General features: G+C 33.9%; 18 protein-coding genes. 14 read left to right on the forward strand and 4 right to left on the reverse strand.

Features of this window, described 5'->3' with window-relative positions; genetic code table 11:
* Positions 1-195: 195 nt before the first annotated feature.
* Positions 196-1,725 (reverse strand): cardiolipin synthase, encoded by a 1,530-nt coding sequence (locus B1B04_RS05775; protein ID WP_079560384.1) that lies wholly within the window; start codon positions 1,723-1,725, stop codon positions 196-198.
* A gap of 1,139 nt (positions 1,726-2,864) precedes the next feature.
* Here B1B04_RS05775 and B1B04_RS05780 point away from each other — a divergent pair.
* The 8 genes from B1B04_RS05780 to B1B04_RS05810 all read left to right on the forward strand — a co-directional run bounded on the left by B1B04_RS05780 (position 2,865) and on the right by B1B04_RS05810 (position 13,560).
* On the forward strand, positions 2,865-3,860 hold the full coding sequence (locus tag B1B04_RS05780) for an ABC transporter ATP-binding protein (RefSeq protein ID WP_079560385.1): 996 nt from the start codon (positions 2,865-2,867) through the stop codon (positions 3,858-3,860).
* Positions 3,861-3,864: 4 nt separating this feature from the next.
* Positions 3,865-4,854 (forward strand): ABC transporter ATP-binding protein, encoded by a 990-nt coding sequence (locus B1B04_RS05785; protein WP_079560386.1) that lies wholly within the window; start codon positions 3,865-3,867, stop codon positions 4,852-4,854.
* 61 nt (positions 4,855-4,915) lie between these two features.
* A complete protein-coding gene (gene opp4A / locus B1B04_RS05790; RefSeq protein WP_079560387.1) occupies positions 4,916-6,640 on the forward strand; it encodes an oligopeptide ABC transporter substrate-binding protein in 1,725 nt (574 codons plus the stop codon).
* 83 nt (positions 6,641-6,723) lie between these two features.
* Positions 6,724-7,689, forward strand: a complete 966-nt coding sequence (opp4B, locus tag B1B04_RS05795) for an oligopeptide ABC transporter permease (protein ID WP_079560388.1) — start codon at positions 6,724-6,726, stop codon at positions 7,687-7,689.
* Between the two features lie 12 nt (positions 7,690-7,701).
* Entirely contained in the window at positions 7,702-8,610 is a 909-nt protein-coding gene (gene opp4C / locus B1B04_RS05800) for an oligopeptide ABC transporter permease (protein WP_079560389.1), read from the forward strand.
* Positions 8,611-8,986: 376 nt separating this feature from the next.
* Positions 8,987-9,127 carry a hypothetical protein gene (locus B1B04_RS25565; RefSeq protein ID WP_170938911.1) on the forward strand — a complete coding sequence of 47 codons (141 nt, stop codon included), beginning with the start codon at positions 8,987-8,989 and terminating at the stop codon, positions 9,125-9,127.
* 86 nt (positions 9,128-9,213) lie between these two features.
* Positions 9,214-12,267, forward strand: a complete 3,054-nt coding sequence (locus B1B04_RS05805) for a lantibiotic dehydratase (RefSeq protein ID WP_079560390.1) — start codon at positions 9,214-9,216, stop codon at positions 12,265-12,267.
* Positions 12,268-12,342: 75 nt separating this feature from the next.
* A complete protein-coding gene (locus B1B04_RS05810; RefSeq protein ID WP_079560391.1) occupies positions 12,343-13,560 on the forward strand; it encodes a lanthionine synthetase C family protein in 1,218 nt (405 codons plus the stop codon).
* A 623-nt stretch (positions 13,561-14,183) separates the two neighbouring features.
* On the opposite strand, the gene B1B04_RS05815 is transcribed toward B1B04_RS05810, so the two are convergent.
* Positions 14,184-14,654 carry a helix-turn-helix domain-containing protein gene (locus tag B1B04_RS05815; RefSeq protein WP_079560392.1) on the reverse strand — a complete coding sequence of 157 codons (471 nt, stop codon included), beginning with the start codon at positions 14,652-14,654 and terminating at the stop codon, positions 14,184-14,186.
* Between the two features lie 195 nt (positions 14,655-14,849).
* Here B1B04_RS05815 and B1B04_RS25570 point away from each other — a divergent pair, with 195 nt between their 5' ends.
* Genes B1B04_RS25570 through B1B04_RS05840 form a run of 6 tightly spaced genes read left to right on the forward strand, consistent with a single transcriptional unit; the run spans position 14,850 to position 20,718 of the window.
* Complete coding sequence (locus tag B1B04_RS25570) at positions 14,850-15,023, forward strand: hypothetical protein (protein WP_170938912.1); 174 nt, start codon at positions 14,850-14,852, stop codon at positions 15,021-15,023.
* A gap of 27 nt (positions 15,024-15,050) precedes the next feature.
* Positions 15,051-16,064: an ABC transporter ATP-binding protein gene (locus B1B04_RS05820; RefSeq protein ID WP_079560393.1), complete on the forward strand. Its 1,014-nt coding sequence runs from the start codon at positions 15,051-15,053 to the stop codon at positions 16,062-16,064.
* Positions 16,061-16,996, forward strand: a complete 936-nt coding sequence (locus tag B1B04_RS05825; protein ID WP_079560394.1) for an ATP-binding cassette domain-containing protein — start codon at positions 16,061-16,063, stop codon at positions 16,994-16,996. Before B1B04_RS05820 ends, B1B04_RS05825 begins: the two co-directional genes overlap by 4 nt.
* A 1-nt stretch (position 16,997) precedes the next feature.
* Entirely contained in the window at positions 16,998-17,960 is a 963-nt protein-coding gene (opp4B, locus tag B1B04_RS05830) for an oligopeptide ABC transporter permease (RefSeq protein ID WP_079560395.1), read from the forward strand.
* A 36-nt stretch (positions 17,961-17,996) separates the two neighbouring features.
* Positions 17,997-18,896, forward strand: a complete 900-nt coding sequence (locus tag B1B04_RS05835) for an ABC transporter permease (protein WP_079560396.1) — start codon at positions 17,997-17,999, stop codon at positions 18,894-18,896.
* A gap of 16 nt (positions 18,897-18,912) precedes the next feature.
* Positions 18,913-20,718: an oligopeptide ABC transporter substrate-binding protein gene (locus tag B1B04_RS05840; protein WP_079560397.1), complete on the forward strand. Its 1,806-nt coding sequence runs from the start codon at positions 18,913-18,915 to the stop codon at positions 20,716-20,718.
* Positions 20,719-20,951: 233 nt separating this feature from the next.
* Here the strand turns inward: B1B04_RS05840 and B1B04_RS05845 are convergent, their stop codons facing one another.
* Entirely contained in the window at positions 20,952-21,878 is a 927-nt protein-coding gene (locus B1B04_RS05845; protein ID WP_079560398.1) for an ABC transporter ATP-binding protein, read from the reverse strand.
* Positions 21,871-22,926 carry an ABC transporter ATP-binding protein gene (locus B1B04_RS05850; protein ID WP_079560399.1) on the reverse strand — a complete coding sequence of 352 codons (1,056 nt, stop codon included), beginning with the start codon at positions 22,924-22,926 and terminating at the stop codon, positions 21,871-21,873. Before B1B04_RS05850 ends, B1B04_RS05845 begins: the two co-directional genes overlap by 8 nt.
* Positions 22,927-22,934 lie beyond the last annotated feature (8 nt).

The following is a 22,934-nucleotide window of genomic DNA, read 5'->3' on the forward strand; positions in this document are numbered from 1 at the left end:
AAGCGAAGCGACAGCAACAAATGTTTTAACTGTGCGAAAGCGAAGCGACAGCAACAAATGTTTTAACTGTGCGAAAGCGAAGCGACAGCAACAAATGTTTTAACTGTGCGAAAGCGAAGCGACAGCAACAAAGCGCCCAGCCGGAACGGAAATCACCCCCTTGTTTTGACCAAGAACTACACTTTATTTAATCATTTACAGTAGCGGAGAAATGAGTCGCATAAGAGATTCGAGCATGCGTTTTTGAATACTTCGCTTTTGAAATGTTGCCCATGTAGTTTCTATGGAGTCTTTAAAATCTTGTTCAAAATCATTTTTAATATCTAGAACCGTGTTAGATTCATATAAGACTGCAATGAGTTCATAATTTAGCTCAAAACTACGAATATCCATATTTGCTGTACCAATTGTTGCAACTTCATCATCAACAAGTACAATCTTAGCATGCATAAAAGCATCTTTAACGCGGTAAATGGAGACACCTGCTTTTAAAAGTGGTGCAAAGTATGATTGGGATGCTTGATCACTAATGATACTATCGCCTTTCCCAGGATATAAAATACGGACATCTACTCCAGAAAGTGCACTCAAACGTAATAATGTTAATGTTTCCTGATCAGGAATAAAGTATGGGGTAGCAATCCAAATGGATTTTTTTGCAGAGCCCATAATTTTCAATAAAGCATTCCGAATACTTGTATCTTCTGAGCTAGGTCCACTTGCAACGATTTGTACGGCACCTTCTGCCTGATGAGTTCCTTGACTTGGAAAGTATGAGTTATCCATAAATTGATTCCAAGACTCAGTATTTAAATTACTAGTGGCATAGAGAAAATCTTCTAGAAAAATGGACTGTAGTTTATATAATGCTTTTCCTTCAATTTTTAAATGGCTATCACGCCAAATAGGAAACTTCTTCGAACGACCAAGATATTCATCCCCGACATTGAGTCCACCTGTAAACCCAATTGCCCCATCTACAATAACAATTTTACGGTGGTTACGATAATTGACGGTTTCTAATAGCCAAGGTGAAAGAATAGAATCAAACTCGACTACTTCAATTCCTGCGTCTTTCATTGGTTGTAAGAAACTCCTACGTAATTTACTACTTCCAAGTCCATCGTAAAGAAAGCGTACAATTACACCAGATTTTGCTTTTTTTATTAAGGTATCTCGAATTGAAGTGCCGATTTCATCTGATCGATAAATATAGTATTGAATATGAATATGATGTGTAGCATTTTCAATCGCTTGTAGGATTTCAGTAAATGTTTCATCTCCGTTTGTTAAGAGTTTTGTTGCTGTACCATTAGCAAGAGGACCGCCGCCAAATTTTTGGATAACTTGTGCTAAATAGATGGATCGTTCATTTAAAGGGCAAGAGGATTCTAAATTAAAACTTCTTCCTGCTAAAAGTTCACGGAATAACTTTCTTTTTTCTTCTGAACGAGATAAATGTTTCTTTCTTCTCCAGCGACTTCTTCCGAATAGTAAGTACAGCAGTAAACCGATAACAGGGAGAATGGTTAATACTAAAAACCAAGCCAATGTACTTTGTGGGGAACGATTTTCAATAAAAATAATGAAGGCAATCCCAATAAGTGTGATAGGCCATAGTAAGCCAATTAAGGTAGATAAGGGAATAACGGACTTATTTAAAAATATGGGCATAATTGCTGCTATTGTAAATACAAATAGCAATTGGACAACGCGATTTTTCATATGTATACATCTCACCTATTCTTTCTTACATATAATAAGAGAAAGTTGTACTTTAATAGCTTTATGATAAAATGTTTTCTTTTTTTTTACAATATAGACATTTCTGCGCCAACGTATAGGTCACGTTTTTAGTATTATGAGCGAATCACATCGCTAAAATAAGGGGAAACAACCCTCAAGTATTAAAATTGGATATCCGAAATTACTTAATATAGTAATGCACGAAAGTGTAGACAGCGTTTAAAAGGACAATCATGATAAAAAGAAGCCAAAATATTAAATAGGGCTGTTTCAAAGTGTTGAACTTGCATTATTTAAAAGGGGCAAGAAAATAATCTTTGCGCTAGGGATAGTAAAGCTTTATTTTCATCAAATAAAAACGGAATCCAGAATTAAAATCTATTTTATACAAAGAAATTATTTATTTATTACATAAAAAAATTAAGAAGAAGTCCGTAAAAAAATCACTTGAGAAATTGGATTAAATTATTTTTCTGCGGTAACATTCTGTGCTTCAGGGAGTTAATGCGATAAATGAAAAAATTATACATTAATAGCAATTGGGTAATGAGGTTAAATATGGCAATTTATAAAAATTCGTTTAAATAGCTTTTATAATAAAGAAATTCTAATAAATTTAGATATTGAGAGGGAGATTAAAAATGAGTAAATAAATCATTTGCTATATTATGATAATAAAAAAATAATACTTTAAACCGATAAAGTGAAGATTGAACAAGTTTTCATTTAAGAGAAAAATAAATTTATTGAGAAAAATCGGAATAGTTGTATGGTTTATTTTGTATATAAGAATATAAGAAATGTAAAAATTCTCTTGATTATATGTGTGATTTCTATATAAAATGATAGCATGCTTAATTATCTGAATATTATATCATTTGGTACTTGTAAGAAAATCTTTATAAAGAAGAAATAATGTTTTTAAAAGTATTGTAAATTGATGATTTTTTATTTTGATATGATTGTGAAATAAGTTTATCGAAATAGACATTTTTTTCGGAATATTAAATCAATAAAACCTAAAAGTAATTTTTTGTAAAAAATCTTAGCGTGCCGTATCTAACTCACTACATTTGCAGCAATAGTTAAGTAAAAACTTTTAAAAGGTGTGATATAAAATGAGCTTAATGTTAGAAGTGAAAAACCTTAAGACTGGCTTTGATATAGATGGAGAAATATATCATGCAGTGGATGATGTTTCATTTTCAGTTAAATCAGGGCAGATCGTTGGGGTAGTTGGTGAATCTGGCTGTGGAAAAAGTGTAATGTCACTTTCTATTATGCAACTTCTTCCCAACGGAATTGGTAAAATCACTGGTGGAGAAATAAAATTCCATGGGAAAAACATAGAAAGTCATTCAATCGATGAGATGAATAAAATTAGGGGAAAAGATATAAGCATGATTTTCCAAGAACCTATGACATCTCTGAACCCAGTTTTTACCATAGGTTCACAAATTGAAGAGATTATGCTTAATCATAGTAAGATTTCTAAGGCTGAGGCTAAAGATAAAGCGATTGGATTATTAAAACAGGTTGGTATTCCAAGAGCTGAAAAAATTATAGATGAATACCCTCATCAATTGTCAGGCGGTATGAGACAAAGAGTAATGATTGCTATCGCCATCGCTTGTCATCCTAGACTTTTAATAGCAGATGAACCAACTACTGCACTTGATGTAACTGTACAGGCTCAAATACTAGATTTATTGAAAAATATTCAAGAAGAAAATAACATGTCTATTGTATTAATAACTCACGATTTAGGTGTAGTTGCGGAGATGTGTGATGAAGTAATTATTATGTATGCAGGGAAGATTGTAGAACGGACAAATGTTGATAATTTGTTTCACAATCCCAAACACCCATATACAAAACTCTTGATGGCGTCGATTCCGAGGATTGATATAGAAGTGAATGAGTTAACCACTATTAAAGGTATTGTACCTTCTTTAAAAAATATGCCTCAACTAGGCTGCCGTTTTATTGATAGATGCCCGTCAGCTATGCCTGAATGTAGCAAGGTTACGCCGCAACTTGCCTTCGTAGGTGACAATCATGAAGTATCTTGTTTACTTTTTGAAGGCTGTAATTCTAGAAAGGGTGTGAGCTGACAACATGGAGCAAACTACAATGAAACAAAATAACGAAAATTTATTGGAGTTAATTGATTTAAAAACTTATTACCCGATTAAAGGTGGATTTTTCAAACATACGGTTGGCTATGTTAAAGCTGTTGATAATATTTCTTTTTCCATAAAAAGCGGTGAAACATTAGGATTAGTTGGCGAATCGGGTTGTGGAAAATCTACAACAGGTCGCACTATTTTAAGATTGTTAGATTCAACGGATGGAAAAATCATTTTTAACGGCCAGGATATTACAAAATTACATGGGAAATCATTAAGGGAAATAAGGAAAGATATCCAAATGGTATTTCAAGATCCCTATGCATCGTTAAACCCGATGCAAATGGTAGGTAGTATCATAGCTGAACCGATCATGAATTTCCATAAAAAATCACTGAAATCTTTAAAAAATGAAGTGATGGAGCTCTTACAAAAAGTAGGTTTACCAGAAGATGCTTATTACAAGTATGCACATGAATTTTCAGGTGGTCAGCGTCAACGGATTGGTATTGCGAGAGCACTTGCACTTAGGCCAAAACTAATTATAGCGGATGAACCAGTTTCAGCCTTAGACGTATCTGTACAATCGCAGGTTCTGAATCTGCTAAAAGAGTTACAAGATGAGTTTGACTTAACATTTTTATTCATCGCGCATGATTTAAGTGTTGTAAAACATATGAGTGATCGAATCGGTGTTATGTATTTAGGAAATATTGTGGAGATTGCAGATAAGGCACATATTTATGAGGAACCACTGCACCCTTATACACAGGCATTAATCTCCGCAATACCGGTACCTGATCCAAGGAAAAAGAGTAGTCGTATAGTATTAGAAGGGGATATCCCTAGTCCGGCTAATCCACCAAAAGGGTGTCCTTTCCATCCACGGTGTCCGAAGGCAATGACAGAGTGTTCATTATCAAAACCAACTTTAAAGGAGGTGAAGCAGGGGCATAGAGTTGCGTGCCATTTATATTAAAAAATAACAAAAAGAATAGTGTAATAATTATTTTCAAAATAATATTCAAGGGGGATAAAGAATGAAAAAATCAGCATTATGGTCTTTCATGCTTATGCTAGTTATGGCTTTATTTTTAGCTGCGTGTAATAGCGACAACGCAACAACTGACAAAGATAAGGAAAAAGACAAGGGGGATTCCACGAAGACTAGTGAAACAGCAAAAGGTGGAGTTGTAACTTTTGGTACTGACCAAGCACCTGAAGGTGTATATGATCCGGCCTTTAGTGGAAGTATTGTAGATTCTTATATCCAAAATTTTACAACTGATGGTATTTATGATGTAAATGATAACTTAGAATATGTTCCTAATTTAGCAACTTGGGACATTAGCGAGGATAAGTTAACGTATACGTTTAACCTTAAGAAAGGTGTAAAATGGCACAATGGTGAGGAGCTAACTGTTGATGACTGGGTATTTGCATTAGAGACACTAGCTGATAAGGATTACGATGGCCCACGATACAATTATGTTGAGAATATCAAAGGTGCAGCAGCAAAAAAAGCAGGGAAAGCTGACAAAATCGAAGGAATTGAAGTCGTTGATCCATATACTGTGAAAATTAGTTTTGAAAAAGTGAAAATTAATAACCTAGAAAACCTTTGGCAGTATCCTATGCCAAAGAAACATTATGAAGGTATTGCTGTTAAAGATTTAAGCGAGTCGAAACAAGTTCGTGAAAATCCTGTTGGCGTAGGACCTTTTAAAGTGAAAAAGGTTGTAGACGGTGAATATTCTGAATTAGAGCGTTTTGATGATTACTGGAAGGGCAAGCCACAGCTTGATGGGATAATTGTAAAAGTAATTGACCCATCATTGGCAGCTGGTGCGTTCCAAAACGGAGAAATTGACATCATGGACATTAAACCACAAGCTGTAAAAGAATTGTCAGCATTAGATAATGTACGCATTGAAGAAACGAATGGTGTAAGTTACTCATATATCGGTCTTCGTTTTGGTCATCGTGATAAAGCTACTCTTAAAAATGTAGCAGATTTTGATAAGTTTAAATCAAAAGAATTGCGTCAAGCACTATTATACGCGATTAACCGTCCAGCAATGATCGATGCTTTCTTAGAAGGAAAAGCTGACGTTGCGAATACTGTAGTTCCACGTGCCTTCTGGACTGCTGCAAAGGAATCTGACTTAAATCTATATGAATACAATGCAGAAAAGGCTAAAGAGCTACTTAAATCTGCTGGTTATGTAGATACAGATGGCGATGGATTTGTGGAAGATCCTAAAGGTAAACCATTTAAAATTTCGTTTGGTCACTATGCAGGTCCTGCTGCCTTCGAAGGTCGCTCTCAAGCAATTATTCAAGCTTGGAATGATATCGGAGTGAAAACAGAATTAGCTACTGGTACATTAATAGAATTCAACTTATATAATGATATGAAAGATAATGACGATGCTGCACTAGAAGCATTCTTCGGTTCTTGGAGTACAGGGGCAGATCCTGACCCATCAGGATTATGGGGTAACGATGCAGAATGGAACTATGGTCGCTATGTAGATGCTAAGAATCAAGATTTATTGGAAAAAGGCTTAAATGAAGAAGCATTTGATAAAGATAAGCGTATGAAGACTTATGTGGAATGGCAAAAATACTTCAATGAAGAATTACCAGCCCTTCCATTGTGGGAAAATTTAGATTTATATGGCATTAATAATCGATTACAAGGTGTTCATATCAACGCTGTTGGTTTCCAAACAGATGTTTACAAATGGCACATTAAGGAATAAATTGTAAACTAACTAAACCTACTAACTAGGTCCACTTCATGAATTGGGCCTAGTTAGTAAATTTCTAGATAAGGAGACGTCATATGCTTCAATACACACTTCGAAGATTACTAGGCATGATCCCATTGCTACTCCTTATTTCGTTGGTGGTATTCTTTTTAGCTAAAATGATGCCAGGAGATCCGTTTGGTGGAGAAATCAATCCGTCTAATACGAATCCACAATACATCGAAGAAATGAGAGAAAAATTAGGCTATAATGATCCGGTTATCAAGCAATATGGTAGATGGATTTCTAATTTTGCACAAGGGGATTTTGGAAAATCGACTGTTTATAAAAAACCAGCAGCAGAGATTATTGCTCAGAGGATACCTAATACAATATTTTTGGCATTAACATCATTAATTTTCACGTACATTTTTGCGTTTCTTATGGGCATGTATGCGGGAAGAAAACCTTATACACTTGGGGATAATTTGATTGCGACTTATAACTATTTAGCTTTAGCAATTCCATCATTTGTTGCAGGGATTGTTGCTATTTACTTTTTCTCCTTTAAACTAGGATGGTTCCCTTTCAATGGCTCCGTAGGTGTAGGCATAGAAGCAGGAACTTTGGAATATTACCTGAGTAGGTTCCATCATGTTTTATTACCGGCACTTATATTAGGATTAATGGGAACAGCGTCCTATACACAATTTTTACGAAATGACATTATTGAAAATAGTAGAAAAGATTTTGTCAGAACTGCAAGAGCAAAAGGAACAAAGGAAACAAAAATTTATAACAAACATATTTTACGCAATTCAATCATTCCGATTATTACGTTTCTTGGTTTTGATATCGCAACATTGATCAGTGGCGCAGTAATAACAGAAACGATCTTTACTTATCCAGGAGTAGGAGCACTCTTCTTAGAATCAGTTGGAAGAAGAGATTATGCAGTGATGATGTCGATAACTATGTTACTTTCGTTTTTAACACTTTTTGGAAATTTGGTAGCGGATATATTATATGGTGTGGTAGATCCGCGTATTAGACTAGATTAAGGAGGGGGTATTATGACATTGGTAACTGATCAAGAAGTTATAACTCCAAAAACACCGAAAAAAAGCCCCTCGCCATGGGTGATAGCGAGACGGAAGTTCTTTAAAAATAAATTAGCGATGCTTAGTCTTATCTTTTTACTAATAGTTATCATTCTATCGTTTTTAGCTCCGTATATTACAACAAAAGATATTGTACGTGTCGACTTTATGAAAATTAGTCTACCTCCATCAAGCGAGCATTGGTTAGGGACAGATACGAATGGACGAGATGTTTTTACTAGAATGCTCTACGCTGGTAGATCATCTTTAACAGTTGGATTAGGCTGTATGATGTTTATTGTAGTGATTGGAACAGCTGTTGGCGCTATTTCAGGGTATTTTGGAGGAAAAATAGATCAAATGTTAATGCGATTTACTGACTTCATATTAATGTTTCCATTTTTAGTTTTCTGTATTGTTTTAAATACGATACTTTCAGGAAAAATATCTGGTCTATGGACATTAATAATTGTTATTTCACTTTTAATGTGGGGAAGCGTAGCTAGGATAGTACGAAGTAGGGTTTTAACTGAAAAGGAAAATGAGTATATATTAGCTGCTCAGTCAATTGGCTGTAAACCTTCAAAAATAATCATTAAGCACTTATTGCCTAACGTTGCATCGACGATTATTGTACAGGCAACATTATTGATGGCGGTGACAATTGTTGCAGAATCTAGTTTAAGTTTTTTAGGACTCGGGGTTCCGGCTGATACACCTAGCTGGGGCAATATGCTATTTGAGGCTAGAAACTCAGATGTACTAAAGGATAAGCTTTGGATGTGGGTACCACCTGCAACAGCTATTTCATTAGTTATTTTATCAATTAACTTTATTGGAGAAGGATTAAAGGATGCATTAAATCCAAAATCAAGAAGGTAATTGGCGCATATTGCTGCCACCTAGCGCAAGAAAATAGCGCACCAATATACGACAATTGTCTTTACGAGCTATATTTTCATCGCATGTTAAATGTGAAAAGAAGCGGATCCCAAAAGATTTGGCAATCTGTTTTATGAACACATAAGAAACATCGATTCCTGACAGCAAAATGAACAAATGGCTGGCTTTAACCTAGTTGTTTCAAGTAATGTCTGACCATTTCAGGATGCGAGAGTTGAGTATTAATTAAAGATATTTTTCATAGAATCAATTTTCTGTATATTCTAAAAGAAATAACTTGAAATCTATCTTCCTTTTTATTACAATTAAGTCATAGTTTTGTAATATCGTGTTTTTGAAGGAGGTGAATTGGTAAATGGAAAGAGATATTTTTGATTTAGATTTAAAAGTATCAGAAGTAAGCCCACAGATATCGCATCCAGAACAAGAACTACCAAGTTCTAAAGATGCTAACGCTAACCTTTCTTTTAAGCCACCTTGTCCAATAAGACCATAATTATAAATGCGGTGAAAAGTTATTTCTTTTCGCCGCTTTATATTTTTGCTAAATCTGAAATTTTAATAGAATAGGGAGGTTAAATTATGAAAAAGGACTGGAATATATTAGATTTAAGTGTTGTGAGAACCCCATTATTCCCACTTTCATTTTATATGAGTAAATTATCCTTAGAAACAAATCCAGAAAATATTATAAATTTAGTTCTGAATAATCAAATTATTAAAGAAGCAATATATTTTGCTAATCCAAATCTCTTAAATGAAATAGAAAAATATAACAATAAAAGTGATAAGAAAAAAAGAAATATTATAACCTCTTTATATAAATACCTTGCAAGAATTTCTACAAAATCAACTCCTTTTGGACTTTTTTCAGGAGTTCAAGAAGTTTCGCAAAAAAATACTTCATATACCTCATTTTATAATCAAACAGAAAAAAATAATAATAAATATATAAGAGTAGATTCAATGTGGTTACTAGGTGTAATAGAGAAAATAGAAGTTCAGGAACAATTGTGGGATTTTATAAATGTTAAATTTGTGGATATGTATTTATTTGAGGGAGATAGGATATTCTTCCCGTACAAAACGATGTACGGACAATTTGATAGATATAAAGAACAAGGTGAAAAAAATGGTTTCTCCATTCGGAATAACGAGCTAATTGGTAAAATAAGGTTAATTGCAACTGACTTTATTCCACTTTCTGTTTTGTTATTTGAGCTAAAAAATATTTATACGGATATTAATGTGATTGAAATTAAATCTTATTTGAAACAATTAATATCTCTTGAAATATTACATACAAATTTGCGTCCAAATTTAACAAATGCAAATAATCTAGATGATTTATTATTATTTTTTAAAAGATTTAATTTATCAGATCAGCCAATGTTTCAATTGCTTTATAAAATACAAGAATGTATTTCGGAATATTCCGATTTAGAATTAGGTAAGTTTGAAAGTATTGAGTTATTGAATGAAATAAAGGTGAAAATGGAGGATTTATATAAATGCAAAGATTACTTACATATAGATTTAAAATTTGAAAGTGATTATGAGCTTCCAAGAAACTTTAATGAGGATATAAAGAAAGCAATTGATATACTAAGTCTTTTTTTAATTCATCACAATCACAATCACAATCACAATCAAAGTTTAGAAACTTTTAAAAAAGTATTTATTGAAAAGTATGGTTACAATACAGAAATAAAATTAGTTGAATTACTATATTCTCTTGAAATTACTGATTATACGACAAAGAATATAACGACAAGAACTTTAGATGAGATAGAGGATCATACAATTTATAATTATATGGAAAGCTTAATCACTAGTGCTTTATTTCAAGGACTTGAAGAATTGGAGATTACTGATAACGAAATAATAAAGTTTAAACAGTATCAAAAAATAGACTTCTCTTATGTATATGAGTCATTTGATATGCTATTCTCAATAGTCAAAAATAATAATCATGTTTATTTGACAGTTAATAATGATAATTTTTCTGATAATGCAGGACAATTAATAGGAAGATTTTTCCCTTTATTAAGCGATAAATATACAAGGGAAATTGAAATATTAAATGATTTTGAAAAGAATATTTATGGAGATAATTATGAGATAGCTGAAGTTAGTTGTCAAAGTGTTTACGGAAGAGCTTCTAATATACGTTCAACTATAAATCCTAGGGATCATGAATTACCTATTCTTTCAGGTTTCTCTAAATTTAAAAATAATATTAAAATTGGTTCGATTCTTTCTGGAATTAATGATTATGGAGAATTATATTTGAAAAATTCTGATACAAACAACTATATCGTTCCTAAAACAACAAATATGTTAAATGGCGTAAATTATTTTCCTAAGGCATATAAATTTTTATTAGACGTAGGAAAAGAGGGGGAGATTCCTTTTCAAACTTTCTTTCCGATTTTTTATAATAAATTTGTATTTACTCCTAGAATCAGATATAAAAATATTGTTTTGTCTAAAAAACAATGGAGAATTGATATGTATATCCTGCAATTAGAGAAGCAGTTCAAATATGAGGATTGGGAATATGCAATTTCCAAATGGAGAGAAACGTACAAAGTTCCAAGAATAGTTGAAATGAAAAATTTAGATTCGACAATTTATTTTAATTTAGATAATTCATTACATTTAACAATTTTAAGAAAAGAATTTTCTAAATTAAATAAGCTTATTTTTACTGAAGTAGACTATGGAATTGATATTAACTCTATTAACGAAAATCAATTTAAAGAAGAATTAACAGTATCTGTATTGAATAAAAGGAGTATTAAAAAGAAATTTAGTACACTGCATAATAATTCGGAAATTAAGAGGAAGATTATTCCTGGTGATGATTGGATTTATTATAAACTTTATATTAAAGAAGATTATCAAGATGAGCTATTAATAAAGTCTATATTACCATCTATGAATAAATTATTGAAAGAAAATAAGATATATTCTTATTTCTATGTAAGATATATTGATTCTTGTCCTCATATTAGGCTGCGAATAAAAGTAGACTCAACAAATTTTAATTTTGTATTTTCATTTATGTATGATTGGATAAAAAAATATATTGAAGAAAATTTTATTGATAGTTTAAGTATTGATACGTATTATCCAGAATATATGAGATATGGTGGACATCGATTGGAAGAACAATTTCATGAAGTATTTTTTGCAGACAGCCAATATTGTTTAGAGTTATTAAATCTAAACAATAAAATTGGGGAACCTATTGAAAAAATAATTTTTTATTCGGTAAAGTGTTTATTACAGGATATTGGTTTCGAAAAAGATAAGCAAATTAAACTTCTAAATCGATATTTATACCTTCATAGGTTAAATAAAAAAATATTGAAATTGAATTTCAAAGATAATATTTTAGAAAACTCAAGGATAGATGTTTCTAATTTCGAAGCTGAAGAAGTTTCAAAATTTAGAGCATGTGCGCTTAAACAATTCTCTAAAGAGTTAGAAATTGCACAATTAGAGGGGTTTAACATAAATGATATTGTCCTATCAGTAATTCATATGAATGTAAATAGATTAATGATTGTAGAAAAAGAAAAAGAAAATCAACTAATGTATAGTTTATTAAAATTTCTTGAGAAAAATTAAAAACTTTACGTGTGAGTTATCTTCCAACATCATATTACATTTTTTCATAATCTTTATTATTTGGGGGTAAAACCAATGCATACTTCTTCTTTAGAGCTTCAAAAACAATGTTCAATACTTTTTGAAGAACATCTGAAAAACTTTGCTAACAATACTTTGAAAACAAATTTTGAAGATAAAAGTATTCACACCCTTAGTGATGGAATTCCGGGACTTTGTATTTTTTATGCAAGTTTAGATAAGTTGTATCCGAAAAATAATTGGGACTATTATGCACACAGGCATTTAGAAATATTAAATAAAAAGATAGACTTTAATAGTATAGATGTATCACTTTACAGTGGAATAAGTGGAATTGGGGCATCAGTTTTATCTTTAGCAAAAGAAGGTAGATACCAACAATACTTAAAATCATTAAATGAAGTTTTAGAAAATCGAATTAGAAAATTACTAAATGAATTCCCTTCAGAATATGACGTCTCAATATATGATGTATTTTCTGGAATAACAGGTGTAGTTAGATATATGATATTTTTTAAAGAAAATAATAATATGAATCAGCTAATAAAGGAACTAGTTAGTAAGATAATATTATTTGCAGAATATGAAATGGATAGACTTTCTGGTGATTCTGCAAATAAAAATGGTTCTGTTAACTTGGGAACCGCGCATGGTTTATCAGGCATGTTATCAATTTTATCAATAGTCAAACTAGAAAAATTTGAAGTTGAAAATTTGCATCAAACTATAGTTAATCTAGTAGCATTTTTAGAAAAAAATACATTCAAAACCTTAGGTGTACTTACTTTCCCTGAACGCTTACCTTTTATAAATACACCTAGACATAAAAAATATATTAATTCCTCTTGGTGTTACGGTATAACGGGGATTACTAGATCAATGATTTTAGCATCTAAGGCAATAGATGATATGTTACTTAAAGAAAAATATATTAATAATTACAACATGTTCCTCAACTCTTTAAATTTAGAGAAAGGAAAGGTTTCCACCGTATTTTGCCACGGTGTTTCAGGGATAATTTATGAAACCTTCTTGATATATAAAGAATCTGGAAATATCAAATTTATTGAACACATTTTAAAGTTACTAACTATATTACATGTCAATTCAGATTTTAATAATTTCAATTCATTTCCGGATCGCTCGTTAGAAGAAAACTATATTGAATACAAGGAGGGGATTGTAGACGGAACTATAAGTGTATACATAGTAATATTAGCTATTTTGCAAAATGAGAGAGAAAATATGGATTGGATTTTTTTGAAAAGTTAATTTTAATAATTAATACAAGATTGTAGGAGTTAAATCACGCATTCGGAAATTAAAGTGTGTATTAAACCCTAAATCAAGAAGGTAATTGGCAAGCTTAGAATTGGTTATTATAGAAAAAAAGGCACCTTTAAAAGTAATAAATCTCTTACTTTTGAACTGCAATCTGTCAAGTAGACAGTGGAAATAATAAGAAGCTTTTAAGCGGCTTGAGCCCTCGTATTCTAATGGGCTTAAGCCGTTTAATCTTTCTTGCTATCTATCGTTATTGTAAAACTGGATATAATTCTTTTATGTTTGTAGGTGGGGGAAGATGAGTTTCAGTTAAATCCTTGGATTGAATAATTTGCTACGTTAATGTTTGCGCTCAAATCTCTATCCAGCTTTAATCCAAAAATCAAATATATAATTTACATTTAAATGTTCCATAACAATACGAGATGGCCTGGTTTTCACAAACTCATTAGAACACGGATGTAAATGATTTGTTCGAATGTCGTAAAGCCCATGAAGCCAAATACTGATTTTTTTTCGCTCTCAGATAACTGATTATATAGCTGTAACAATCAGAAATCATCACTCATTAGCCATTCAAAACCTTTCTTATCTCCAAAATTTGAACTTTCTTAACTGGTTTCGCGCCTTTGTGAAGCTGATAACGTTCTCGTTTTTTTCTCAGTCTCTAATTCCGAACGATAATGTGCTATTTCCACATCAATTTCATCAACAGTAGCTGTAGTCTCTGCATGTTTTCCGAAAATCTGTTGTGCGGTGTTAAGAATGCTTTGACGCACTTCTTTATTTAAATCCATATAACTCTTAATGATATCCAGTTCTAATTCAGTGAGCTGGTTTTTTTGTGCGTATTCATCTAAGGAAAAAGTAGCGGATTGGACAAACATATCGCCTTCGCCAGTGTGTAGCCAATTTTTGTTTACATTGAATACTCGACAAATATCAGAAATTATTCTATCCGTTAACTCTCTAGCCCCGTTTTCTAAAGAAGAAATGTGCGTTTGTGAAAGTTTCAGTCTGTAGCCCATTTCTTTTTGATTTAAACCAAGACTCTTTCTTAGTGACTTTAAGCGCTTATTCAAAAATATTTCCCCTTTCTTACAGTTATCGTATATTACTTTTTAACTCATTGCAATATTTTTTTAATTGAAACACATTGACTTTTACCTCAATAGAATATATATTCAACCCAATGAGGTGATAAGGCGAAAACTTATTCAAGTTTAAAGCTTATGTGACGGTAGCAACGTCAATCGAATATGAAAGGGATGAGTGAAATGAGTGATCGAATCCTTGCAGTAGAAGAAAAAGAAGTTGTTGAACAAGTAGATGCTTATTTAAAAATGTTGACACCTCAACAAAAGCGTGAATTTGCATTGTTGATTAGAGGAGCAATGGTGGCTATGCAGTCAGTTGAACGGAAGGATAAACAATTTGAAACATTAACTTAATTTTATTATTAAGAAAGGGGGGATTGTTTGAATACAGCAAATGACTTATTAACAATTAAAAATCTCACTACAAGTTTTCGTATAAAAGAAACTTACTACGCTGCTGTAGAAGATGTCTCGCTTTCGCTTAAAAAGAATGAAGTATTAGCAATCGTTGGGGAATCAGGTTGTGGTAAAAGTACATTAGCAACTACTATTGTAGGTTTGAACGATGAAATTAACACAAAGGTAACAGGGGATATTCTTTACTATAATCAAAATTTAGCGCAACTAAATGAACAGAATTTTAATAGATTGCGTGGTAATGATATAGGTTTTATTTTTCAAGACCCACTTTCAGCTCTAAATCCATTAATGCGCATTGGAGAACAAATTGCAGAGGGGCTAATGTATCATACAAAGCTTTCAAAGCAACAGCGTGCGGAGAGAGTATTAGAATTATTGAATCAAGTAGGCATCGCTAAACCAGAGCGTGTGGCAAGACAATTCCCTCATCAATTGTCAGGAGGGATGAGGCAGCGTGTCATGATTGCCATTGCATTGTCATGTAAACCATCTATTTTAATTGCAGATGAACCGACAACGGCTCTAGATGTGACTATTCAAGCTCAAATACTTGATTTATTAAAAGCACTACAGTCAGAAACCGAAACAGGTATTATCTTAATTACACATGATTTAGGCGTTGTAGCAGAAATGGCTGATCGGGTTGCGGTAATGTATGCAGGTGAAGTAGTAGAAGAAGCACCTGTTCAAAAATTATTTACAAATGCTAAACATCCTTACACTCGTTCATTATTGAATTCTATTCCACAAACACATAGTGAAAATGAAAGGCTTGAAGTTATTCAAGGTATGGTGCCATCGCTGGTGAATTTACCTCGGAAAGGTTGCCGATTTTCAGCACGAATACCGTGGATTGATACATCTGCACATGAAAGAAAACCACAATTACATGAAATTGCACCAGGTCATTCTGTTAGATGTACCTGCTGGAAACACTTTCATCTTGAAGGTGAAGAAGGAGGCGGGGCTATATGAGCTTTATGCAAATTAATGATTTAAACGTTCATTACCCAATTCGAGGAGGCTTTTTTAATACAGTAATCGATAAGGTATATGCGGTTGATGGTGTCACAATGGAATTTGAAAAAGGAAAAACATATGGTTTAGTAGGAGAATCAGGTTCTGGAAAATCGACAACAGGGAAGGCCATTATAGGTCTAGAAAAAATCACCTCTGGTCAGATTCTCTATGAAGGTGAGAATGTTACAAACAAGCGTAGAAATCGTGATTCACCTTATAACAAAGATATTCAAATGATTTTTCAAGATTCTCATTCAAGTATGAATCCTAGAAAACGTGTATTAGATATTTTAGCAGAGCCTATTCGGAATTTTATGAAGCTTAGTGATCAAGAGGAACGTAAGCGCATTAAAGAGTTACTTGCAACTGTAGGTATGTCTGAAGATGTATTGTTAAAGTATCCGCATGAATTTTCTGGTGGTCAAAAGCAACGTCTTGGAATCGCGCGTGCTGTTGCCTGTAATCCAAAAATGATTATTGCTGATGAACCTGTATCTGCACTGGATTTATCCGTACAAGCACAGGTGCTAAACTTTATGAAAGATATTCAAAATGAGTATGGACTTACTTATTTATTTATTTCACATGATCTAGGTGTTGTAAAACATATGTGCGATCATATATCCATTATGTATAAAGGACGCTTCGTGGAAACAGGGACGAGAAGTGATATTTATATGGAGCCGCAACATATTTACACAAAACGTCTCTTGTCTGCCATTCCAAATATTGCGCCAGAGACACGCTTGGAGCGTAAATTAATTCGGCAAAAAGGAGAAGAGAACTATCAGAATGAGCAACATCATTATTATGATGAGCATGGAAAAGTATACCCGCTAAAATCCATTTCAGAAACGCATATGGTTGCGATGTCAGGGGGGATTTAAAATGTGGAAAACGATTGCTAGACGAACAATTTTAATGATTCCTCAAATGTTTGTGCTAAGCCTAATTATCTTTATTCTGGCGAAGCAAATGCCGGGTGACCCATTTACAGGGCTGATTACACCAGAAACAGATCCTACACGTATCGAAGAATTGCGAATTCAGGCAGGCTATTACGATCCTTGGTATGTGCAATACTACCATTGGATCACAAATGCTTTTCAAGGTGATTTTGGACAAAGCTATACATATAAAATTGCGGTATCCACGCTGATTGGTGAGCGCGCATTAAATACATTTTGGCTCGCTCTATTAAGTGCGATTCTAGTTTATACGATTGCTATACCATTAGGAATGATTGCTGGCCGCAAGCAAGATACTTTGTTCGATAAGTCGATTACACTATATAGCTTTATAAGCTACGCGATACCCACTTTTGTATTGGGGCTAATTTTTTTATATATTTTTGGTTATCGTTTAATGTGGTTCCCGACGAGTGGAACAGTTGATGTAGGTGTAGAACCAGGAACGTTTGAATATTACTGGAATCGTCTCTATCATTTAATTTTACCTGCAATGACATATGCAATTTTAGGTACAACGACGATTATTCAATATTTGCGTTCGGAAATTATCGATGCTAAGACACAAGATTATGTTAAAACCGCACGTAGTAAAGGTGTACCGATAAAAAGAATCTATAGAAGACATATTTTTCGCAATTCCTTATTGCCCATTGCAGCCTTTCTTGGCTTTACAATTACAGGTTTATTGGGTGGTTCGATTTTCATAGAAACAATTTTTGGCTTCCCAGGCATGGGACAATTATTCATCCATTCTATAACGAGTCGTGATTATAGTGTGATTACTGCTCTCGTTATGCTTTATGGCTTCTTAGCATTATTAGGTAGTCTACTGTCAGATATTATTATGAGCATTGTTGATCCACGTATCCGCATAGACTAACCGTTAAATTTAATGTTTAAGGAGAGGTGAATAAAAATGGAACAAAAAAATGACAAAATGACAGTTGAAAGTACCCCGCCAACAGGGATACAAGTTATCATACGTGAATTTCGAAAAGATAAGCTAGCGTTATTGTCATTCTTCGCCATAATTTTACTGATTATTGCGATATTAATTATGGCAATGTTTATGAACCAAGATGAAATATTAAAAATTAAATTATTAGAGCGTTTTACCAAGCCAGGTATAAATGGTTATGTTCTTGGGGCTGATGAAGCTGGTCGTGATATGTTTGGACAGCTTATAATCGGTGCGAAAAATTCCATTTTAATTGCAATAGCTATTACGCTTATCGCCAATACAATCGGGATTGTACTCGGTATTATAATGGGCTATTATGGCGGCTTTATTGATAATTTTTTTATGCGTATCATCGATTTTCTCATGACATTACCAACCTTAATGATCATCATCGTGCTAGTTACAATCATTCCTAAATATGATGTTGTTGAGTTGGTTCTGATATTAAGTGCGTTTCAATGGATAGGGACAGCGCGTTTAATCCGTAGTAAAGCCTTATCAGAAGGACGTCGTGATTATGTGAATGCCTCTAAAACAATGGGCACTAGCGATTTTGCCATTATGTTTAAGGGGATATTACCAAATTTGAGCTCGTTGCTTATTGTAGAATTAACCTTAAATTTTGCAGGGAATGTTGGTATTGAAACAGGTCTATCATTTTTAGGCTTTGGTTTACCCCCAACTACACCTAGCTTAGGGACTCTCGTAAGCTATGCAACGAATCCAATTGTGTTATCTACTAAGTGGTGGATATGGTTGCCTGCATCATTTTTAATTTTAATATTGATGCTTGGTATAAATTATGTCGGTCAAGCGCTACGGCGTTCGGCTGACGCAAAACAACGATTAGGATAAAAGGGAGGATTTACACATGAAGAAGAACTGGTTATTCTTGTCCGTGCTGTTTGCATTCATGCTTATTTTAGCGGCCTGTACGGGCGGCGGTGGGACTGATAAAAGCACAAAATCTGATGGCAAAGAGAAAACAGAAGAAAAAGAAACAACTAAAGAAAAGGAAAGTTTACTACCAACAGAAGTGACAAATGAAGGAGAGGCAATTCAGGGCGGTACATTGCGAGTAGGTCTTGTCACAAGTTCTCCATTCCAAGGGATTTTTAACAGAGAACTATATGAAGATGGATATGATTCAGAAATAATGGGTTATATGACTAACTCTATTTTTAATGTAGATGGTGACTTTATAATTAATGATGAAGGGGCTGCAAAATTAGAGGTTGATACGGAGGCGAAAACAGCAACAGTAACCATTCAAGGTGATTATAACTGGTCTGATGGTACACCATTAACTGCAGATGATTTAATATACCCATATTTAATTATCGGACACCCAGATTACCCTGGTGTACGTTATGATGGTGATTTCAAAAATATTGTCGGTGCAGAAGAATATCATAACGGTAAAGCAGATACAATTTCAGGTATTACAAAAGTAAACGATAAAGCAATTCAAATTCAATTAAAGGAAGTATCACCAGCCATTTATTATGGTGGTGATGGTTTATGGGGAGCTGCGGAACCGAAGCATCAATTAGAGTCTATTCCAGTAAAAGATTTAATTTCTTCCGACGCGGTACGAAAAACACCTGTAACGCTTGGACCATTTAAAATAGATAAACTTGTTAATGGTGAGTCTGTACAATTTGTAGCAAATGAGCATTATTTTAAAGGAAAGCCAAAAGTTGATAAAGTTGTGCTTGAGGTTGTACCACCAGCTTCAATTAGTGAAGCATTACGAACAGGGAAATATGATTTTGCATCAAGTTTCGATACAACCCAATATGATAATATTAAAGATTTAAACAATTTAGCTGTACTAGGCCGAGCGGAACTAGCTTATGATTATGTCGGTTTTAAATTAGGGAAATATGATAAAGAAAATAAAGTTAACATATTTGATGAAAATTCAAAAATGAACAATGTAGAGTTACGTCAAGCAATTGCTTATGCAATGGATATTGAGGGTGTTGCAGAGAAGTTCTATCAAGGTTTACGTGAGCGTGCGAATTCTTTAATTCCGCCAGTATTTTCATTCTATGATGAAACGTTAGAGGGCTACCATTATGACCCTGAAAAGGCTAAAAAATTATTAGATCAAGCTGGCTTTAAAGATGTGGATGGCGATGGTATTCGTGAAGATAAAGATGGCAAAAAATTCACAATTCGTGTAGCTACAAAGGCTGGTTCTGAAACGGACGAGGCGATTGGTGAATATTTCCGTCAAAACTGGAAAGAGGTTGGCTTAGATGTGCAATTAACAACAGGTCGTCCAATCGAATTTAATGCTTTCTATGATAAAGTCCGAGCGGATGATCCAGAAATCGATATGTTTATGGCAGCGTGGGGCACGGGGACAAACCCATCTCCAGCAGGTTTATATAGTGTCGATGCTGAATTTAACTTTAGCCGTTTCGTATCTGCCGATTTAACAAAATTATTAAAAGATATCGACTCTAAAGAGTCGATGGATTTAGAAAAACGTACAAAAGCATTCCGCGCTTGGCAAGAATATATGAGTGAACAAGCGATGGTATTCCCAACATTCTTCCGCACTGAAGTTATTCCGGTGAATAAGCGTGTAAAAAATTATAATGTTGAGTATGGAAATTCGACAGAGCTGCAAGAAATTGAATTAACAGCAGATGCACCATTGAAATAATTGAATGGAAGGAACAGTCTTTCTTTATATGAGAAAGAATATTTTTCATAAAGCAAACATATATACAATTCTAGGCGTAACATATGGCAGAAAAGGTAAAACCAAATGACAGCCATAATAAAAATTAACGTAGCATTATTATCAAGCATAATTAATATCTATTAAAATAGTCCATTCTATGAAACAAAAAAATCCGCCCATTGGAAAATACTAATGGGTGGATTTGTAAGTTATTATCGACTAGCAATCCAAGTTTTCACAAGATCGGCAGTACCATAAACGTAATGCTGCTCGCCTACTTCGTGGTAAGATGCGCTATCGTCAACTTCCGTATGCTTGTACGGAATACGTTGACGGCGTTTTTCTGACAATGGATCAGGAAGTGGAATTGCTGATAATAATGATTTTGTATACGGATGAACAGGGTGATTGTAAATATCATCTGCTTTACCGATTTCCATAATTTTACCACGGTACATAACAGCGATACGGTCGCTGATATACTTAACCATCGATAAGTCATGGGCAATGAAAAGATATGTTAGGCCACGTTCTTTTTGTAGTTGCTTTAATAAGTTAACAACTTGCGCTTGGATCGATACGTCAAGTGCTGATATCGGTTCATCGGCGATAATAAACTTAGGATCTAAGCTAAGCGCACGAGCAATTCCAATACGTTGACGTTGGCCGCCAGAGAATTCGTGTGCATAACGGTTTGCGTGCTCTTTGTTTAAGCCAACAGCCTCTAACAGCTGATTAACTTTTTCACGACGCTCTTTTTTATCTTTGTAGAGACCGTGAATCGTAAAGCCTTCACTAATAATTTCTCCAGCTGTCATACGCGGATTTAATGAAGCGTATGGATCTTGGAAAATCATTTGCATTTCACGATTAAATTTCTTTAAATCATTTTTAGATTTTTTCCCTTGGACGCTTTCACCATCGAAAATAATTTCACCATCTGTAATGTCGTACAGGCGGATAATGGAACGACCAGTTGTCGATTTACCACAGCCGGATTCTCCAACAAGACCAAGTGTCTCACCTTCGTATACATCGAAGCTAATACCATCGACAGCTTTAATAGGGTTACCTGCTGAACCAAAATGCTGCTTTAAATTTTTAATTTCAAGAATTTTTTTTGTGCCTGATTTAGTCATCTGAATGTGCCTCCTTTGCTAAATATCCTTCAATACGTTTAGCAACCGCATCAGGAAGCGGGATTTTTGGTGCGTCAGGATGCATCAACCAAGTTTTTGCAAAGTGTGTTTCACTTACTTGGAACATCGGTGGTTCTTGCTCATAGTCAATAGCCATTGCAAATTCGTTACGAGCGGCAAACGCATCGCCCTTTGGAGGGTTAGTAAGATCTGGTGGTGAACCAGGAATCGTGCGTAGTAGCTCATCAGTATCGTTATCTAAGTCTGGCATTGAACCAAGCAGCCCCCATGTATATGGATGCTTAGGATTATAGAAAATATCATTAACAGTACCATATTCGACGATTTGACCTGCATACATAACTGCAACTCGGTCGGCAATGTTTGCAACGACGCCTAAATCGTGAGTAATGAAAATGATAGATGTTTTCGAATTTTTTTGGATTTCTTTCATTAGCTCTAAAATTTGCGCTTGAATTGTAACGTCTAACGCTGTTGTTGGTTCATCGGCAATTAGAAGCTTTGGATCAGCTGCAAGTGCGATGGCAATAACAACACGTTGACGCATACCGCCTGAAAATTCATGCGGGTATTGGTTATAACGTTTTTCAGGGAAGGGGATACCTACCTGCGTTAAAAGTTCGATTGCACGTTTTTTAGCCTCAGCTCTTGATACTTTTTTATGTTGTAAAATAACTTCAGTTATTTGACGTCCGACCTTCATCGTCGGGTTTAAGCTTGTCATTGGATCTTGGAAAATCATTGCAATTTCATTTCCGCGTACTTTTGACATTTCTTTATCACTTAAAGGAACCAAATCACGACCGTTAAATAAAATTTGTCCTGACTCATAAATACCAGGTGGCTGTGGAATTAGTTTCATCAATGCGTTACTCGTAACACTCTTACCAGAACCGGATTCACCAACGATAGCTAGTGTTTCACCTTCTTTTAAGTCAAAGTTTACACCACGAACAGCATGAACAAGTCCTGCGTACGTTTTAAAGTTTATTTTTAAGTCTTTTACTTCTAAAATTGTTTTACTCATTTTCGGCC

The organism is Lysinibacillus sp. KCTC 33748 (genome assembly GCF_002237755.1).
Lineage (GTDB): Bacteria > Bacillota > Bacilli > Bacillales_A > Planococcaceae > Lysinibacillus.

Bases quoted from the DNA above. Each gene is read 5' to 3' on its own strand.
- B1B04_RS05775 (WP_079560384.1), bottom strand. From the start codon at position 1,725: ATGAAAAATCGCGTTGTCCAATTGCTATTTGTATTTACAATAGCAGCA.
- B1B04_RS05780 (WP_079560385.1), top strand. From the start codon at position 2,865: ATGAGCTTAATGTTAGAAGTGAAAAACCTTAAGACTGGCTTTGATATA.
- B1B04_RS05785 (WP_079560386.1), top strand. From the start codon at position 3,865: ATGGAGCAAACTACAATGAAACAAAATAACGAAAATTTATTGGAGTTA.
- opp4A (WP_079560387.1), top strand. From the start codon at position 4,916: ATGAAAAAATCAGCATTATGGTCTTTCATGCTTATGCTAGTTATGGCT.
- opp4B (WP_079560388.1), top strand. From the start codon at position 6,724: ATGCTTCAATACACACTTCGAAGATTACTAGGCATGATCCCATTGCTA.
- opp4C (WP_079560389.1), top strand. From the start codon at position 7,702: ATGACATTGGTAACTGATCAAGAAGTTATAACTCCAAAAACACCGAAA.
- B1B04_RS25565 (WP_170938911.1), top strand. From the start codon at position 8,987: ATGGAAAGAGATATTTTTGATTTAGATTTAAAAGTATCAGAAGTAAGC.
- B1B04_RS05805 (WP_079560390.1), top strand. From the start codon at position 9,214: ATGAAAAAGGACTGGAATATATTAGATTTAAGTGTTGTGAGAACCCCA.
- B1B04_RS05810 (WP_079560391.1), top strand. From the start codon at position 12,343: ATGCATACTTCTTCTTTAGAGCTTCAAAAACAATGTTCAATACTTTTT.
- B1B04_RS25570 (WP_170938912.1), top strand. From the start codon at position 14,850: ATGAGTGATCGAATCCTTGCAGTAGAAGAAAAAGAAGTTGTTGAACAA.
- B1B04_RS05825 (WP_079560394.1), top strand. From the start codon at position 16,061: ATGAGCTTTATGCAAATTAATGATTTAAACGTTCATTACCCAATTCGA.
- opp4B (WP_079560395.1), top strand. From the start codon at position 16,998: ATGTGGAAAACGATTGCTAGACGAACAATTTTAATGATTCCTCAAATG.
- B1B04_RS05835 (WP_079560396.1), top strand. From the start codon at position 17,997: ATGGAACAAAAAAATGACAAAATGACAGTTGAAAGTACCCCGCCAACA.
- B1B04_RS05840 (WP_079560397.1), top strand. From the start codon at position 18,913: ATGAAGAAGAACTGGTTATTCTTGTCCGTGCTGTTTGCATTCATGCTT.
- B1B04_RS05845 (WP_079560398.1), bottom strand. From the start codon at position 21,878: ATGACTAAATCAGGCACAAAAAAAATTCTTGAAATTAAAAATTTAAAG.
- B1B04_RS05850 (WP_079560399.1), bottom strand. From the start codon at position 22,926: ATGAGTAAAACAATTTTAGAAGTAAAAGACTTAAAAATAAACTTTAAA.